This is a genomic window from Actinomyces polynesiensis, from assembly GCF_000820725.1.
Lineage (GTDB): Bacteria > Actinomycetota > Actinomycetes > Actinomycetales > Actinomycetaceae > Pauljensenia > Pauljensenia polynesiensis.
In genome coordinates this window covers 1-16,339 of record NZ_CCXH01000245.1, presented here as the reverse complement: position 1 = coordinate 16,339, position 16,339 = coordinate 1, and the positions used below count along the sequence as shown (strand labels likewise).

Here is a 16,339-nt window from a genome sequence, read left to right as displayed (position 1 = left end):
CCCACGACGCGGGTCGTCTCCCCTTCGACGTGCCCCGCCCGGCCGGCTTCACCCGCACCGCGGAAGGCGTGCGGGTCATGGTCCACCGTGACCTCGGTGGTCAGTTCATGACGGAGGACGACTTCGCCGATCCCCTCGTGCTCCCCGCCTCACTCGCCCGGGCGCTGGCGGCCCTGCACAACCTGCCCGACGCCACGTACACCGGCGTCGACCTGCCGGCCTACACCGCCGAGGAGTGCCGTGGTCGCCACCTCGCCCTCCTCGACGAGGTCGCGACCACCGGCGCCGTCCCCCGTTCCCTCTGGGACCGGTGGGAGTCGGCACTGGAGGACGTGGCCCTGTGGCGCTTCCGGACGGCACCGGTGCACGGCGACCTCCAGCCGACGTCGATCCTCGTCGAGGACGGGTCGGTGATGGGTCTGACCGGTTTCTCCTCCGCCCATGTCGGCGATCCCGCCGAGGATGTCGCCTGGGTGCTCGCGCGGTCCTCCGACGAGTTCCTGGACCGCTTCCAGGAGGCCTACGCGATGGCCCGCGACGCCACGGACCTGCACCTGATGACCCGGGCGCAGCTCCTCTCCGAGCTCGCGGTGGCACGTTGGCTCGCCCACGGCCTGCACGCCGAGGACGACTCCGTCGTCGCCGACGCCCGCCAGATGCTCGCGGACCTCGCCGCGGAGGTCGGGGACGCCCGGTTGGTGCGTCCCCCCGTCCCCGTGGTCCCACCCGTGACCGCGGACCGGGACGTCGAGGGCGGGGCCACTGCCTCCGGCGGACCCGTCCGGCCGGACGGCCCGGCACAGGACGTGGAGGGCGGGGCCACTGAAGGTACCGACGCCACCGACGGCGAGGTCACCGGGGAACCGCCGGAGGGAACCGCTGAGGCACACCCGGAGGGGTCGGGCGACGAGGACCCCGACCTGGACACCGGTCCGCTCCCGGTGTCCGAGGCCCCGACGGAGCGCCTGCACCTCGACCGCCCCTGACGCCACCCGCGCCGACGCGCCGGGAGGGGATCCGGGGGCGCCGTGACGGGCTCAGGTGCGGGAGGCCTCCCGCCTCCCCGGTGCCAGCACCGCAGCGGAGACCACGGTGACGGCACCGGCGACCGGGAGGACCAGGATCGCGGACCTCAGGCTCGTCGCCTCCACCATGAGCCCGACCAACGGGGGTCCCAGCAGGAACGAGAGCCTCATCAGCCAGGTGACGACCGTCAGGCCGACACCGGCGCGCATCCCGGGGATGTCGTCGGCGGCGTTCATCGCGACGGGCACGATCGCCGCGCACCCCAGGCCCGCCAGCACCATCCCGACGAGCATGGTCCACACGGCCGGCACCGCGGCCGACAGCCCGGTCCCCACCAGGACGAGCGCGCCCCCGATCTGAACGGTCCGACGCATGCCGAGTGCGTCGATGACCCGGTCCCCGGTCAGCCTGCCGATGGTCTGGGAGACGAGCAGCGTGATGAAGGCCAGGCCCGCGAAGCCGGCCTTCACCCCCAGGAAGTCACGCATGTAGAGCGTGGACCACGTCGAGGTGATGTCCTCCACCGCGGTGCCGGAGATCGAGAGCACCGTGAGCGCGAGCAGGACCGCCAGCCAGGGCCACGCCATGGTGGTCGTGCGCCCCCCGTCCGCGGTGGGCCCGACCGGGGCGTCACCGGCCCCCGGGGTCGAGACGAGCGGGAGGTCCTCCGGCTGTCCGACCGTGCCCTCCGCGGGCAGGGCGGGCATGCCGGGGGAACCTGCGACGTCCGGGCCGGGAAGGGCGAAGCGCTGCGCGCCCACGCCGACCGCGATGAAGATCAGGGCCGCCCCGAACAGGTGCCAGCCCAACGGGATCCCGAGGCCGACGGCCAGGGATCCCATGACCCCTCCCGTGACCGCGCCCAGGGACCACCCTCCGTGGAAGGAGTTGATGATCGAGCGCCCGTAGAGCCGCTGGACCCTCAGGCCGTGGGCGTTCTGGCCGACGTCGGTGATCGAGTCGGAGGCCCCGCCCAGGAAGAAGGTCACCGCGAACAGGACATAGGCCACGGTGGCAGCACCACCCCCCTGCGGGCCGATCGAGGCGCGCCACACCGTCACCAACCCGACGAGGCTGAGCGCCGCCCCGATCATCGCGGTCCCCAACGCGGCGGTGCGCGCGGAGGAGAAGCGCTGGATCACCCAGGCTGCGAGGGGTCCCGCGCACACGGCCCCCAGCGGGAAGAGGGCGACGGTGGCACCGTAGGCGGAGTCGGAGAGGGCGAAGGTGTCCTTGATCTCCGGGTAACGGGGGACGAGGTTGGCGAAGAGGGCCCCGTTGGTGAAGAACAGCGCGAACACTGCTCCCCGTGCCCGGCGTGCGGCTTCAGGGGGCGACAGGTGGGTGGTTGTCATCGGACCTCGTCATCAAGGGTGGGGCAGACTCCCGACATCCTATCCGCCCGGACCGCGCCCCCACACGGACGAGGGCGACCCGCCCCCCGCCGCGCCGCAACCCGTCCACCACCCACCTCGGCCCGGACAGCATGCTGGCCGGGAGGGTTCCCCCCCTCCCGGCCAGCGGACACCCAGACCCTGGGTCGGCTCCCGGTCAGTGCGACCCGGTCATGGTGCGCACGTCGAGTGCCCGGTCGAGGTCCTCCAGGGAGATCTCGCCGCGCTCCACGAAGCCCAGGTCGATGGCGGCCTGGCGCACGGTGATGCCGGCCTTCACCGAGTGCTTGGCGATCTTGGCCGCGTTCTCGTAGCCGATGATGCGGTTGAGCGGGGTGACGATGGAGGGCGAGGACTCCGCGTGGCGCAGGCAGGTCTCCACGTTCGCCACGATCCCGTCGACGCAGCGCTGGGCGAGGACCCGCGTCACGTTGCCGAGGATGTTGACCGACTGCAGCAGGTTGGCGGCCATCACCGGCAGCATGACGAGCAGGTCGAAGTTGCCCTGCGCACCGGCGAAGGTGATCGCCGCGTCGTTGCCGATCACCTGGGCGGCGACCTGGACGGTGGCCTCGGGCAGGACCGGGTTGACCTTGCCGGGCATGATCGAGGAGCCCGGCTGGAGGTCGGGCAGGTGGATCTCGCCGATGCCGGTGCGCGGCCCGGAGCTCATCCACCGCAGGTCGTTGGAGACCTTGACCAGGGACACCGCGACCGTGCGCAGCGCGCCGGAGAGCTCGACCAGGGAGTCCTGGGCGGCCTGGGCCTCGAAGTGGTTGTCCGCCTCACGCAGGGGCAGCCCCGTGTTCTGGGCGATCAACTCGATGACGCGGGCGGAGAAGCCGGCAGGGGTGTTGATGCCGGTGCCCACCGCGGTCCCCCCCAGGGGCAGCTCCGCCAGGTGGGGCAGGGTGGCCTCCACGCGGGCGATGCCGTGGGTGATCTGGGAGGCATAGCCGGAGAACTCCTGGCCGAGTGTGATGGGGGTGGCGTCCATGTGGTGGGTGCGCCCCGACTTCACGACGTCCTTGAACTCCTTCGCCTTGGCAGCCAGGGAGGCCTCCAGTGTGCGCAGGCCCGGCAGCAGGACCTCATCGACCGCCTGGTAGGCGGCGATGTGGATGGAGGAGGGGAAGACGTCGTTGGAGGATTGGGAGGCGTTGACGTGGTCATTGGGGTGGATCGCCAGCCCGGAGGCCCGGGAGGCGAGGGTGGCGATGACCTCGTTGGCGTTCATGTTGGAGGAGGTCCCCGAGCCCGTCTGGAAGATGTCGATGGGGAACTGGTCGTCGTGCTTGCCGTCGATGACCTCCTCGGCGGCGGCGACGATGGCGTCGGAGGTCGGCTTGTCGATGACCCCGAGTTCCAGGTTCGCCAGGGCCGCGGCGCGCTTGATCTGGCCGAGCGCCGCGATGTGGTGGGGGCTCAGACGCTCCCCGGAGATCGGGAAGTTCTCCACCGCGCGCTGGGTCTGGGCGCGGTAGAGCGCGTCCTTGGGGACGCGGACCTCACCCATGGTGTCGTGCTCGATGCGGTACTCCGTCATGTCAGTTCTCCTTCGTCTGGGGACGGTCCGACTCCATTGTCCGCCATTTCTGTGAGGGCGATGGGACCTAATTCCCTCCACGGCCCCGCCTCCGGGGGTCGGGTGGGCGTCCGCGGAGGTGTCGTCCCCGTCACGAGGGCGGCTCCGTGTCCCTGCTGAATCGCATGTGACCAGCACGGACACCGCCCCGCCCTCGTCGATCGGGGGGCATCTGGGACCTGCATCCCCACGCCCACCCCGACCCCGCCCCTAGCGTGGGCGCGTTGTGCGACCGCGAGCGCGAAGGAGCCAGAAGTGACCGAGTTCTTCTACGAGGACATGCTGCCGCTGGGCGAGGACCCCACGCAGTACCGCCTGCTCACCACCGAGGGGGTCGAGACGGTCGAGGGGCCCGAGGGCACGACCTACCTCAAGGTCTCCCCCGAGGCCCTGGAGCTGCTGTCGCGCACCGCCTACCACGACATCTCCTTCTACCTGCGCACAGCCCACCTGGAGCAGGTGCGCCGCATCATCGACGACCCCGAGGCCTCCGCCAACGACCGCTTCGTGGCGCTGGACCTGCTGCGCAACGCCAATGTCGCTGCCGCCGGGGTCCTGCCCATGTGCCAGGACACCGGCACGGCCATCATCAAGGGGTCGCGCGGCCAGCGCATCATCACCGAGGGCACCGACGAGCGCCCCCTGGCCAAGGGCGTCTACGAGGCCTACACGGAACTCAACCTGCGCTATTCGCAGAACGCACCGATCTCCATGTACGAGGAGCAGAACACCGGCTGCAACCTGCCCGCCCAGATCGAGCTCTACGCGGACACCGCGCCGGGTGAGGAGGACGAGTACCACTTCCTCTTCATGGCCAAGGGAGGCGGCTCGGCCAACAAGTCCTACCTGTACCAGATGACCAAGGCCATCCTGGACCCCACGCACATGATGCAGTTCCTGGAGGAGAAGATCCGCAGCCTCGGGACCGCGGCCTGCCCGCCCTACCACCTGGCCATCGTCGTGGGAGGCACCTCCGCGGAGTATGCGCTCAAGACCGCGAAGTACGCCTCCGCCCACTACCTGGACGAACTGCCCACCCACGGTGACGAGACCGCCCACGGCTTCCGGGACAAGGAGCTGGAGGAACAGGTCCTGGAGCTCACCCGCGAGATGGGCATCGGCGCGCAGTTCGGCGGCAAGTACTTCTGCCACGACGTGCGCGTGATCCGCCTCCCCCGCCACGGGGCCTCCCTGCCGGTGGCCATCGCCGTGTCCTGCTCCGCGGACCGCCAGGCCAAGGCGAAGATCACCCCTGAGGGCGTCTTCCTGGAGCAACTGGACACCGATCCGGGCCGCTTCCTGCCCGATCCCACCGAGGAGGAGGTGGGAGGCGCGGACGAGGCGGTGCGCATCGACCTCGACCAGCCCATGTCCGACATCCTCGCGGAGCTGTCCAAGCACCCCGTGAAGACCCGCCTGTCCCTCAACGGCACCATGGTCGTGGCCCGCGACATCGCCCATGCGAAGATCCGCGAGCGCCTGGAGGCCGGGGAGGAGATGCCGCAGTACCTGAAGGACCACCCCGTCTACTACGCCGGCCCCGCCAAGAAGCCCGACGGGATGCCCTCGGGTTCCTTCGGTCCCACCACGGCCGGACGCATGGACTCCTATGTCGACCAGTTCCAGGCGGCCGGCGGCTCCATGGTCATGGTGGCCAAGGGCAACCGCTCCCAGGCCGTGACCGACGCCTGCAAAGCGCATGGTGGCTTCTACCTCGGCTCCATCGGTGGGCCCGCTGCGGAGCTGGCCGCCAACTGCATCAAGTCCGTGGAACTCCTGGAGTACCCGGAGCTGGGGATGGAGGCCGTGTGGAAGATCGAGATCGAGGACTTCCCGGCCTTCATCGTGGTGGACGACAAGGGCAACGACTTCTTCGCCGGCACGCAGGAGATCACGCTGACCATCGGGAAGCGCCCCGGGTTGTGAGGCCGCGGCCGTGAGTCGGCTGCCCGGGCTCCGGGCAGCCGACCCCGGCGGTGGACCCGGTGCCGACCCGGCTCAGCGGTGTGGCGCCGGTCCAGTCGACTCCCGGACCACCAGACGCGTCGGCAGGGAGGACGTGGTCGGTGGGCCCCCGGCGATCATGTCCAGGGCTGCGCGCAGCGCCTCGTGCCCGACCTTCTCCCAGTCCTGGGCGACGGTCGTCAAGGGGGTGGGGAACGCCACCGCCTCGTCGATGTTGTCGAACCCGATCACCGACACGTCCTCGGGCACCCGCAGCCCCGCTTCCAGGAGCGCGCGGAAGGCCCCCAGCGCCATCTGGTCGTTGGCCACGAACAACGCCGTGGGGCGCTCGTGCTCGAGGAGGTCGCGCGTCGCGCGGTAGCCGGAATCGGGACTCCAGTCGCCGGTGACCACGGGCGGGACCGGTCTCCCCTGTTCGGTCAGGACCGATCTCCACGCCCGCTCGCGCCCGACCGCGGAGTACGACTCAGCGGGTCCCGCCACGTGGTGGACAGTGCGGTGTCCGAGCCCCAGCAGATGTCGGACCGCCTCGCGGGTGCCCACCTCCTGGTCGAAGTCGACACTGGCCGCATTCATGTCCAGTGAGGGACCGAGCACCACCAACGGCACGCCCACCGGGAGGTGGAGCGTCGAGTCCCCCACGAAGTGCGAGGGGATGATGGCGATGGCGGCGTCCACGGTCATCTCCCCCAGGCGGGTGAACGCCCCGTCGGCCGCCCGGTGCGTCGTCGCCTCCAGTGGGATGAGCGTCGTCGCGTACCCACGGGTGGCGGCCACCTCGGAGATCGCCTCGAGGGTGCGGTGGTTCCCCACCGGGTGGAGGCTGTGGAACACCACCCCGATCGTCTTGAAGGCCCCGCGCTTCATGGCCCTCGCCGCGGAGTTCGGTCGGTAGCCGAGTTCGCGCATCACCTGCAGGACACGCGCACGCTTGGCGTCGGAGACGTAGGGCTCTCCGTTCGCCACACGAGAGACGGTCTGGGCCGACACACCCGCCGCGCGTGCGACGTCGGCCATCGAGGGCCGCTTGGGACCTGGCACGGTTCCTCCCCGTTCCTGATGCCACGTGCGGACCCCGGGACCACCCGGCGCCCGCACCCGTTCGAATGGCCGTCCGCGACGGCGACGGGCGCCCTCCACCCGGTGGGATGGAGGGCGCCCCGGGGTCCGTCACTTCGAGGTGACGGTGTACCCCTGCTCGTTCCCGTACTGGACGATGGCGTCCGACCATGAGGCCAGGGCGTCCTTCAGTGTCGTGCCGGAGCCACTGTAGGCCTGGCCCGCGGTGTCGGCGAACTTCGAGTTCGCAGCCACCTCGAAGGGCAGGTAGGACCATCCGGAGTTGACGGCCTTGGCGCCCTCTGCGAGGACCTTGTTGTACTCCTGACCACCGAAGTAGGTCAGGAGGTCGGGTGCCGCGTAGTCACCGGTGGAGGACTGGAAGTCCGCATCGTCGAGGGTGGCCTGCAGCGACGGGAAGTTGCCGGCCTGGACCCGCAGCTTGGCGCCGTCACCGTTGGAGACGAACTCGACGAACTTGTAGGCGGCGGCCTTGTTGGGGCTCTCCTGCATGATGGCGAGCGAGGATCCGCCGTTCTCCGCGTTCACCGCCGTGCCGTCGAGGGACGGGATCGCGGCGACCCGGAACTTGCCGCTGGCCTCCGGGGAGTTGGCCAGCAGGTTGGCCGGCATCCACGCGCCGGTCACCAGCGAGGCGATGGTCCCGTCGCCCAGACCCTTGAACCACTCGTCGGACCAGCCGGAGATGTTGGTGTTGATGAGCTTCTCATCGATGAGCTTCTGCCAGATGTCGACCCACTTCTCGAAGTTCGGGTCGGAGAAGTTCACGGTGACGTCCTGTCCGTCGACGGTGAAAGCACTCGGGGAGAGCTGCCACATCATCGACGTCAGGAAGCCTGCATCACCGGAGTCGGAGGTGATGTAGTAGTTGTCGCCCAGTGCGTGGATCTTCTTGGCATCCTGGTAGAACTCGTCCCAGGTGGTCGGCGGGGAGTCGATGCCGGCCTTCTCGAAGACCTCCTCGTTGTAGAACAGGGCCATCGGCCCCGAGTCGACGGGCAGGGCGAAGATGCCCTTCTCGCCCTTCGCGGTCGTCTGGTTGACGGAGTTCCAGGTGCCCGTCGTGTACTGGCCCTCCAGGTCACCCGCACCGTAGGGGGTCAGGTCGGCCAGGCTCGAACTGATGGCGTACTGGGGCAGGGCGTAGTACTCGATCTGGGAGACGTCGGGGAGGCCGGAGCCAGCCTGGAGGGCATTGGAGAGGGCCGTGTAGGTGTCCGCCGCACCCCCGACGTTGGTGACCGTGACCTTGATGTTGGGGTACTCCTTCTCGAACGCGGCGACGACGTCCGAGTCCTGCTGGATGGTGGGCTCCCAGGACCAGACGGTGACGCTGTAGTCCTTGCCCGAGTCGAAGGAGTCCGCGGGAGCAGCGGCGCCGCTCTGGCCACTCTGACCCGATCCGGATGAGCAGGCGGCCAGTGAGGCACCTGCCGCGATGGCCGACGCGACTGCGACGGCCCGCTTGATGGTTGAGGATTGCATGAACTGAACCTTCCGTTGTGTGGGTGGTGACTTCGTTGTCGGACGGCGGCGCGTGGGGCCTGTGCGGGTGCCTCAGGCCTTGACGCTTCCCGCCGCCAGTCCTGCCTGCCAGTACCGCTGCAGGAACAGGAAAGTGACGATCAGGGGGAGGATCGTCAGGAGCGAGCCCATCACGACGAGGTTCTGGACGGGTTGCGCTCCGGGAATGTAGGACTGCTGGTTCCACTGGTTCAGGCCGATGATCAACGGGTACCAGGAGGAGTCCTTGAGCATGATCAGGGGGAGGAAGTAGTTGTTCCACGTCGTCGTCGCGGTGAACAGGGACACCGTGACGATGCCCGGGGCCAGCAACGGAAGCGACACCTGGAAGAACGTCCGGAACTCACTCGCCCCGTCGACCCGTGCTGCCTCCAGCAGCTCGTTGGGCACCGACTCACTGGCGAAGATGTACATGAGGTACAGCGCGAAGGGGGCGACCAGCGAGGGCACGATGACGGCGATCGGGTTGTTCGTCAGCCCCAGCTTGGCGAACATCAGGAACTGGGGGACCGCGAGGGCCGCGGAGGGCACCGCGATGGCACCCATGACCGTGAGGAACACGGCCTGTCGCCCGGGGAAACGGTACTTGGCCAGGCCGTACCCGGCCAGGACCGCCAGGAACACTGCCCCTCCCCCGCCGACCACGACGTAGAGCAGGGTGTTGAGCAGCCACCGCGTGAACGCTCCGTTGGAGTAGGTGAAGACCATCACCAGGTTGTCCCAGAACGCGAAGCTGTGCCCGGGGGCGAACCCGAAGGTGGAGATGAAGTCGGCCTGGGTCTTCGTGGAGGAGATGACCAGCCACACCAGGGGGAAGAACGTGTAGACGAGGTAGAACGCGGCGACCACCGTGACACCCCAGCTCTTCCTGGGCTGGGCGGGGGACATCGAAGACGTCCCGGAGTGATGGCGAGGCACCCCGACGGGGCGGCGACGCGGACGTGCGGTGGTGGTCCCTGTGGACGTGCTCATCTCAGTTGTCCCCTTCGGTCGTGCGCATGCCCCGCAGCTGGACGCCGTAGGCGATGACGACGGTGATCAGCCCCATGACGATCGCCAATGCAGCGGCGTACCCCTGTTGCCCGGCGCCGAAGGACAGGTTGTAGGCGTAGATGTTGGGGGTGAAGGAGTTGGTGATCACGGACGGCGCCATGCGCTGCATGATGGAGGGCTCGTTGAACAGCTGGAACGTGCCGATGATCGAGAAGATGACCGTGATCGCGATGGAGCCACTCATGTGGGGGATCTTGATGGCCCGGATGACCTGCCACTCATTGGCGCCGTCGAGCACTGCGGCCTCGTAGATGCTCGTGTCGATGGTGCGCAGCGACGAGTAGAAGATCAGCATGTTGTAGCCCGTGTACGTCCAGGTGATGACGTTGCTGATCGAGACCAGGATCCATTGCTGCGCGAACGGGTTGATGTGCCAGCCGAACATGTCATTGACCTGGCTGGTGAAGCCGTAGTTCGTCCCGTAGAGGAAGCCCCACATCAGCGCAGCGACCACCGTGGGGATGAGGTAGGGGAGGAACACGGACAGACGGAAGAAGTTGGATCCGTGCAGCCGCGCGGAGTCGATCGCCAGTGCCAGCAGCATCGCCAGGACGAGCATGATCGGCACCTGGATGAGGAGGACCAGCGTCACCCGCCACAGACCCGCCCAGAAGAGCGGATCATGGAAGAGCTTGACGTAGTTCTGGAGGCCGACGAAGGCATAGTCACCGAAGAACGCCCGGTAGGAGAACATGCTCGACACGATCGAGTAGAGCAGCGGGGCGACGAGGACGAACAGGAACGCGAGGACGAAGGGCCCGACGAACAGCCACCCGCGCCAGTCACGACGACGGTGACGCAGCTTCCCTGCCTCCTCCGAAGCCCCGAGGGGTGCGGCGCCTGTGGCAGGCGACGTGATCATGGCCACTGGAGCCACTCCTTCTGCATTGAAGTCGGACGATTCGAGACCCCGTCCGTTAACGTAACCATATCATTGGGGTGCAGGACCGCAAGACAGCGGAGGACACGGTTTGGCAACGCTCCCAGACGACCTCCTGCGGCGCACCCGACAGGAGAGACCCATGAGTACCTTCCAGGTCATCGGTGACGACTTCGTCCTCGACGGCCAGCCGTTCCGCATACTGTCCGGCGCGATCCACTACTTCCGCGTCCCGCGCGAGTACTGGCGCGACCGGATCCACAAGGCCCGACTCATGGGTCTGAACACCATTGAGACCTACGTCCCGTGGAACCTCCACCAGCCGTCCCCCCGGGAATGGCGCGTCGGGGACGGGCTGGACCTCGGAGGGTTCCTGGACGCGGTCGCACAGGAGGGCATGCACGCGATCGTGCGGCCCGGCCCCTACATCTGCGCGGAGTTCGACGGGGGTGGCCTGCCCGCCTGGCTGTTCGCCCACCACGCCGGCCCCGACCCTGCGCCGGTGCGTTCCCTCGACCCCCGCTTCATGGAGGCGGTGACGGACTACCTCCACCACGTCTACGAGATCGTGGTCCCCCGCCAGGTGGACCGGGGCGGACCGGTGGTCCTGGTCCAGGTCGAGAACGAGTACGGGGCCTTCGGTGCAGACCACGACTACCTGAGGGCCCTCAGCGACCTCACCCGACGGTGCGGTGTCACCGTGCCCCTGACCACCGTCGACCAACCCCGCGACGGGATGCTCGTGGCGGGAACCCTGCCCGAGCTCCTGACGACCGGGTCCTTCGGGTCGCGCGCGGCGGAGAGGCTGGAGGCGCTCCGTCGCGTCCAGCCGACGGGCCCACTGATGTGCTCAGAGTTCTGGGACGGGTGGTTCGACCAGGTCGGCGGCCACCACCACACGACCTCGGCCCGCGAGGCGGCCCGCGAGCTCGAGGACCTCCTGGACCGGGGAGCCTCGGTCAACCTCTACATGTTCCACGGGGGCACCAACCTGGGTCTCACGAACGGTGCGAACGACAAGGGTGTGTACCTGCCGATCACCACGAGCTACGACTACGACGCCCCCCTGGACGAGTCCGGTCACCCCACGGCCAAGTACTGGGCCTTCCGCGAGGTGCTGGGCCGCCATGCCGCGCTCCCGGACGAGGTCCCCGGGCCCCGCCCACCGGCCCCCACCCCGTCGGGCGTCTTCACTGCCGGCACCAGCCTCCGACGGGTGGAGGACGCACTCGGCTCGTGGTCCCACCACCTCCACCTCCCCACCATGGACGGGCTCGGCCAGTTCTCGGGGTTCGTGCACCACCGCAGCACGCTCCCGCAGGCACGGGCGACGCACGCGGGCCTCTCCGGAGGAGGAGCGCCGGACGGCGGGCGAGCGCACCTGGTGGAGGTGCCCGACGTCCGCGACCGCGCGGTCGTGGAGGCCGACGGCGTCAGGGTCGGGGTCCTGGAGCGCATGGACCACGACACGACCGTGGTGGTCCCGGCGGGGACCCGGGTCCTGGACATCCTCGTGGAGGACCAGGGCAGGGTGGACTACGGACCTCGCATCGGGGAGGCGAAGGGTCTGGTCGGAGGCGTCCTCCTCGACGGCGAGCCGCTGGTCGGGTGGGACTCGTTGTGCCCGGATCTCTCCGACACCGCCGCGGTCCTGTCCGCGGTCGAACCGTTGGCGACGACCGCGGTGACGGAACCGATGTTCCTGACGGCGGAGGTCGTGCTCGACGGGCCCGCCGACCTCTTCGTCGACACCCGCGACTGGGGGCACGGGCTGGTGTGGATGAACGGACACCTCCTGGGCCGCTTCACGCGGCGCGGCCCCCAGCGCACGCTCTACGTGCCCGCGCCCTTCACCGCCGCCGGGCCCAATGTGCTCCTGGTGTTCGTGGTCGACCCGGTGCAGCTGCCCACCTGGCGGTTCCTCGGGTCCCCGGACCTCGGACCCGTGGACTGGTAGCGGCCGGGGGCGATGCCCCTGCAGGGGCATCGCGAGAGCGTGCCACTGTCCCCTGGTCCGCGTGCCCACGGCCCTGTCGGGTCCCCGGGGAGACCGTCGCGTCCCGGCTGCCGTGCGGCCCCCTCACCCGTGGTGGGCTCGACGGTAGGCGCTGGGCGTCGTCCCCGTCTCCTGGCGGAAGCGCCGGTTGAAGTTGGAGGCGTTGGAGTACCCGCACTCCTCCTGGACACGCGAGACGGGCAGGTCCGTGGTGACCAGCAGGTGGCAGGCACGCGAGATCCGCAGGCGCCTGACCAGGTCGGAGAAGGTGATCCCGGCTGCGCGGTGGAAGAAGCGCGAGAACGCCGCGGGGCTCATCGCGACCGCATCCGCGACGTCCTCCAGACGCAGCTCGGAGCCGAGTCCGTCGCTGACCAGGGCGAGGGCGGCGTTGAGCCGCTCGGCGGTGTCGGGTGAGTGGTCGGGCAGGTATCCCGGTGTGACGACGGTGTGCCACTCCCCCTCGTCTGCGTCGGCGAAGACCTGGAACAGGCCGAGCAGGTCCACCACGCGCTCCATCGGGGTGTGGCCGCCCATGCGCCCAAGCACCCCGGCTGCGACGAGGGCGGCGTGCCCCGTGAGGACGGTTCCGTGGGCTGCGCGCGCAAGCACGCGGACGGCGGGGAGCAACTCCGGGAAGACCTCCGCCAGAGCGGCGACCCGGGAGGGGAGGACCTGGCAGACGACGTCGCGCCCGGGCAGGAGTTCTCCGGGGGCGAGGTCCGAGATCCAGTTGTGGGGCAGTCCCCCACCCATCAGTGCCACCTGCCCCGGCGCGAAGGGGACCAGGGCGTCACCGGCCATCATCAGGCCCGTGCCCCGCCGGATGAGGTGGAACTCCGCCTCGGGGTGGTGGTGCCATCGCGCCAGGGGGTGGGGGTAGTCATGTGTGTGCCATCGCAGGACGGTGCCCGGTTCGGGCACGATGACCTCCAGGACACCGCGGTCGGGCGGGGAGGTGGTCACCTGTCCATGCTCCCACCACCCCGCCGACCACGCCGGGGTTCCACCTCAGGAATGGTCCACGGTGATCTGGATCTTGACGTCCCCGGGCCGTCCTTCGGCCACGCGGTCGAAGGCCGCGACCGCGTCGTCCATGGCGAAGGTGTGGGTGATGAACGGTGCCAGGTCGATCCTGCCCGCGGCCACCAGGTCGATGGCACGTTGGTAGACATTGGCGTAACGGAAGATGGTCTCGATCGTGGTCTCGCGTGCCTGGACCTCGGTGACGTCGATGCTGACCGGATCCACCGGGATTCCCACCAGCACGGTGCGGTTGCCCGGCGCCCCGAGCTTCCACAGGGTCTCGTAGGCGGCAGGAGCCCCCGATGCCTCGAAGACGACGTCCGCGCCCCAACCCGCGGTCTGGTCGTGGACGACCTCCTCCAGGTCCTGGCTGCGCAGGTCCACCGGGACGACTCCCGGGATGCGGGCCGCGATCCCCAGCTTCACGGGTGACACGTCGGAGACGAGGACGCGGGCCGCGCCGCCGGCCAGGGCGGATGCAGCGGTGAGCATGCCCACCGTGCCGCACCCGGACACCACCGCGATGTCACCGGGGTGGATCTGTGCCTTGGTCGCGGCGTGCATGCCGACCGCCAGCGGCTCCAGCAGCGCGCCCTCACCGAAGGTGACGGAGTCGGGGAGGTGGTAGGTGAAGGCGGCGGGGTGGACGACCTCCTCGACCAGGCACCCGTCGTAGGGCGGTGTCGCCCAGAACCTGACAGCGGGATCCACGTTGTACATCCCCATGCGTGCTGCCCGTGAGGACATGTCGGGGACGCCGGGTTCCATGGCGACCCGGTCACCGACAGCGAACCCCTCCACGTCGGGACCGACCTCCAGGACGGTGCCGGCGGCCTCATGGCCCAGGATCATGGGCTTCTCCACGACGTAGCGACCGATGCGCCCGTGCGTGTAGTAGTGGACGTCGGACCCGCAGATCCCCACGGTGTGGGGGGCGATCCTCAGGTCACCGGGCCCGACGTGCAGGTCCTGGTGGACGTCGCGGATCCTGATCTCGTGCTGCTTCTCCAGGACGACAGCCTTCATGGTGTTTCTCCTTCGAATGGGTTGGGCAGGAGGGGTGGGTGGTGGGGGTGGGTGGTCAGGCGGATGGTGGGACGGCTGCAGGGGTGAGGGGGGCCGGTGCGGACACTGACGCCGCTGCGGTCACCGGTGCCGGTGGGACGCCGGCGGTGGCGCCGCGACCGGAGCCGAGGCCGGCAACCTGTGTCCGGAGAGGTCGAAACCCGGCTGGGGTGGGTGCACGAGGAAGGTCAGGGCGGATCCGACCAGGTAGAGCCCGGCGTAGGTCCAGCAGACCCCACCCACCCCGACCACCGGCAACAGCACCGTGGCGATGGCGGGCCCTGCGAATGTGGTGAGCCCGGAGGCGAGGTTGTGGGCCGAGATCGCAGCGCCCTTGTGCCGGGGCGCGAGCGCCGGGAAGACGGCCCCCATCGGGACGAAGGCCGTCACGCCGAGACCCAGCAGGACCGCGGCGGCCAGCATGACGCCCATGTTCGCCCCGAACATCCGCGGCGCGTAGAAGAAGGCGAGGGTCGCAGCGGCACAGAACCAGCAGCCGTACCAGCGCATCTGCCGCATCCAACCGAAGCGGTCCCCCAGGCGTCCCCACATCACGTTGCCGAAGACCGTGACGGTGAACATCGCCGCCCAGATCCTCATCCAGTCGGAGAGGGTGAACCAGTCGGAGGACCCCGGTGTGTTCCCCGTCAGGTACAGGGGCATGATCACGGGGAACCCGTAGAGCGTCAGGTTGCAGATGACGCGGATCACCGCGGCCACGGCGATGCGACGGTCCTCGACGAGGATGGTGGCCCCGCGCGTCAGCTCGCGCAGTTTCTCCGACCGGTCCAGCCCCTCCGAGTCCGCCCTCCCCGGGCTGCGGGGGACCAGGAGGACACAGATGAGCGTGCCCGCCAGTGCCCATCCCAGTGAGAGCCACAGCGTGTGGTACTCCCCGATCCAGGGGACCGTCCAGCTGGGCAGGTAGGCACCCAGGACCCCGATGCCGATGGAGTAGGAGGTCCAGAACCATCCCATCGCCGAACCCAGCCGCGCGGTGTCGACGGTCTGGGCGATGAGCACGACGAAGCTGTAGATGAAGAGGGGGTATCCGACGCCACGCAGCGCATAGACCAGCAGGATCAGGGGGTAGGAGCCCAGTGGCAGTGCCACCGTCAGCAGGACGAGGTGCAGGGTGACCCAGGCGCCGGCACCGACGAGCATGATCCGGCGCGCGCCGAACATCTCGGCCAGCACGCCCGAGAACCAGCCCGCGAACGCTGCGACCAGGCCGTAGCAGGTGAAGACGAGGGACGCCTGGGTCGCCGAGAACCCGAGGTCCACGAGGTACTTGGACAGGAAGGTCAGTTCGAAGCGGTCGCCCGTCATGAAGACGGCGATGGCCACGAAGCCGAAGACCAGTCGGGGATGTGTCCGTGGGTTCACAGGAGGTCACCTCATCGTGTCCGGTCGACGGCCGCTCCGCCGACGTCCCCCAGTCTCGTTACACGACGGGACCCCTCCCAGCACTCCCCATGCCCGGTCCTGGTACTTTCATGCCCCGCCCCTCCGCGTCAGGGTGCAGACGCGGAGGGTCCTAGGCGCCGGGAACAGGAGCGTTGTAGCCCTGACCGATGGCCAGGATCAGCACGAAGACGGATGCGACGGTGAGGAGGCCCAAGAGGATGGAACTCCCCACGAACAGGACGGTCCCCAGTGCCCCCCGGCCGTACCCGGCCCCCCGGGCCAGGCGTTCGGCCTCGTCCAGACGCAGCCCCCGCCCGAGAATGCCGAGCACCACCAGG

Annotated in this window: 13 protein-coding genes; 3 read left to right on the top strand and 10 right to left on the bottom strand. The window is 69.3% G+C overall.

What is annotated here, in order from left to right; all coding sequences use genetic code 11:
• Nucleotides 1-986: phosphotransferase (locus TA90_RS10580; RefSeq protein WP_082031637.1), on the top strand; the 986-nt coding region annotated here is incomplete at its 5' end.
• Between the two features lie 51 nt (nucleotides 987-1,037).
• Here the strand turns inward: TA90_RS10580 and TA90_RS10575 are convergent.
• Together TA90_RS10575 and TA90_RS10570 are read right to left on the bottom strand one after the other, a co-directional pair.
• Entirely contained in the window at nucleotides 1,038-2,381 is a 1,344-nt protein-coding gene (locus TA90_RS10575; protein ID WP_043536299.1) for an MFS transporter, read from the bottom strand.
• 196 nt (nucleotides 2,382-2,577) lie between these two features.
• A complete protein-coding gene (locus TA90_RS10570) occupies nucleotides 2,578-3,966 on the bottom strand; it encodes a class II fumarate hydratase (protein WP_043536297.1) in 1,389 nt (462 codons plus the stop codon).
• 294 nt (nucleotides 3,967-4,260) lie between these two features.
• Between TA90_RS10570 and TA90_RS10565 the strand changes: the two genes are divergently transcribed.
• On the top strand, nucleotides 4,261-5,931 hold the full coding sequence (locus TA90_RS10565; RefSeq protein ID WP_043536296.1) for a fumarate hydratase: 1,671 nt from the start codon (nucleotides 4,261-4,263) through the stop codon (nucleotides 5,929-5,931).
• A gap of 72 nt (nucleotides 5,932-6,003) precedes the next feature.
• Here TA90_RS10565 and TA90_RS10560 read toward each other — a convergent pair whose 3' ends face one another.
• The 4 genes from TA90_RS10560 to TA90_RS10545 form a co-directional block, all read right to left on the bottom strand.
• Nucleotides 6,004-7,011, bottom strand: a complete 1,008-nt coding sequence (locus TA90_RS10560) for a LacI family DNA-binding transcriptional regulator (protein ID WP_197067887.1) — start codon at nucleotides 7,009-7,011, stop codon at nucleotides 6,004-6,006.
• Between the two features lie 129 nt (nucleotides 7,012-7,140).
• Nucleotides 7,141-8,535: an ABC transporter substrate-binding protein gene (locus TA90_RS10555; RefSeq protein WP_043536292.1), complete on the bottom strand. Its 1,395-nt coding sequence runs from the start codon at nucleotides 8,533-8,535 to the stop codon at nucleotides 7,141-7,143.
• 72 nt (nucleotides 8,536-8,607) lie between these two features.
• Nucleotides 8,608-9,546: a carbohydrate ABC transporter permease gene (locus TA90_RS10550; protein WP_082031635.1), complete on the bottom strand. Its 939-nt coding sequence runs from the start codon at nucleotides 9,544-9,546 to the stop codon at nucleotides 8,608-8,610.
• Between the two features lies 1 nt (nucleotide 9,547).
• Nucleotides 9,548-10,495, bottom strand: a complete 948-nt coding sequence (locus tag TA90_RS10545; RefSeq protein WP_407921590.1) for a carbohydrate ABC transporter permease — start codon at nucleotides 10,493-10,495, stop codon at nucleotides 9,548-9,550.
• A gap of 154 nt (nucleotides 10,496-10,649) precedes the next feature.
• On the opposite strand from TA90_RS10545, the gene TA90_RS10540 reads away from it, so the two are divergent.
• Nucleotides 10,650-12,464 carry a glycoside hydrolase family 35 protein gene (locus TA90_RS10540; protein ID WP_043536290.1) on the top strand — a complete coding sequence of 605 codons (1,815 nt, stop codon included), beginning with the start codon at nucleotides 10,650-10,652 and terminating at the stop codon, nucleotides 12,462-12,464.
• 123 nt (nucleotides 12,465-12,587) lie between these two features.
• On the opposite strand, the gene TA90_RS10535 is transcribed toward TA90_RS10540, so the two are convergent.
• From TA90_RS10535 to TA90_RS15215, 4 genes are all read right to left on the bottom strand, one after another.
• The gene (locus TA90_RS10535) at nucleotides 12,588-13,469 is read right to left on the bottom strand and encodes an AraC family transcriptional regulator (protein WP_043536289.1); all 882 of its coding nucleotides are present in this window, start codon (nucleotides 13,467-13,469) and stop codon (nucleotides 12,588-12,590) included.
• A 45-nt stretch (nucleotides 13,470-13,514) separates the two neighbouring features.
• Nucleotides 13,515-14,555, bottom strand: a complete 1,041-nt coding sequence (locus tag TA90_RS10530) for an NAD(P)-dependent alcohol dehydrogenase (protein ID WP_043536287.1) — start codon at nucleotides 14,553-14,555, stop codon at nucleotides 13,515-13,517.
• A gap of 120 nt (nucleotides 14,556-14,675) precedes the next feature.
• On the bottom strand, nucleotides 14,676-15,980 hold the full coding sequence (locus tag TA90_RS10525; protein WP_052450766.1) for an MFS transporter: 1,305 nt from the start codon (nucleotides 15,978-15,980) through the stop codon (nucleotides 14,676-14,678).
• Between the two features lie 151 nt (nucleotides 15,981-16,131).
• Nucleotides 16,132-16,339 (bottom strand): hypothetical protein (locus TA90_RS15215; RefSeq protein WP_043536286.1); only part of this gene is annotated, 208 nt, incomplete at its 5' end.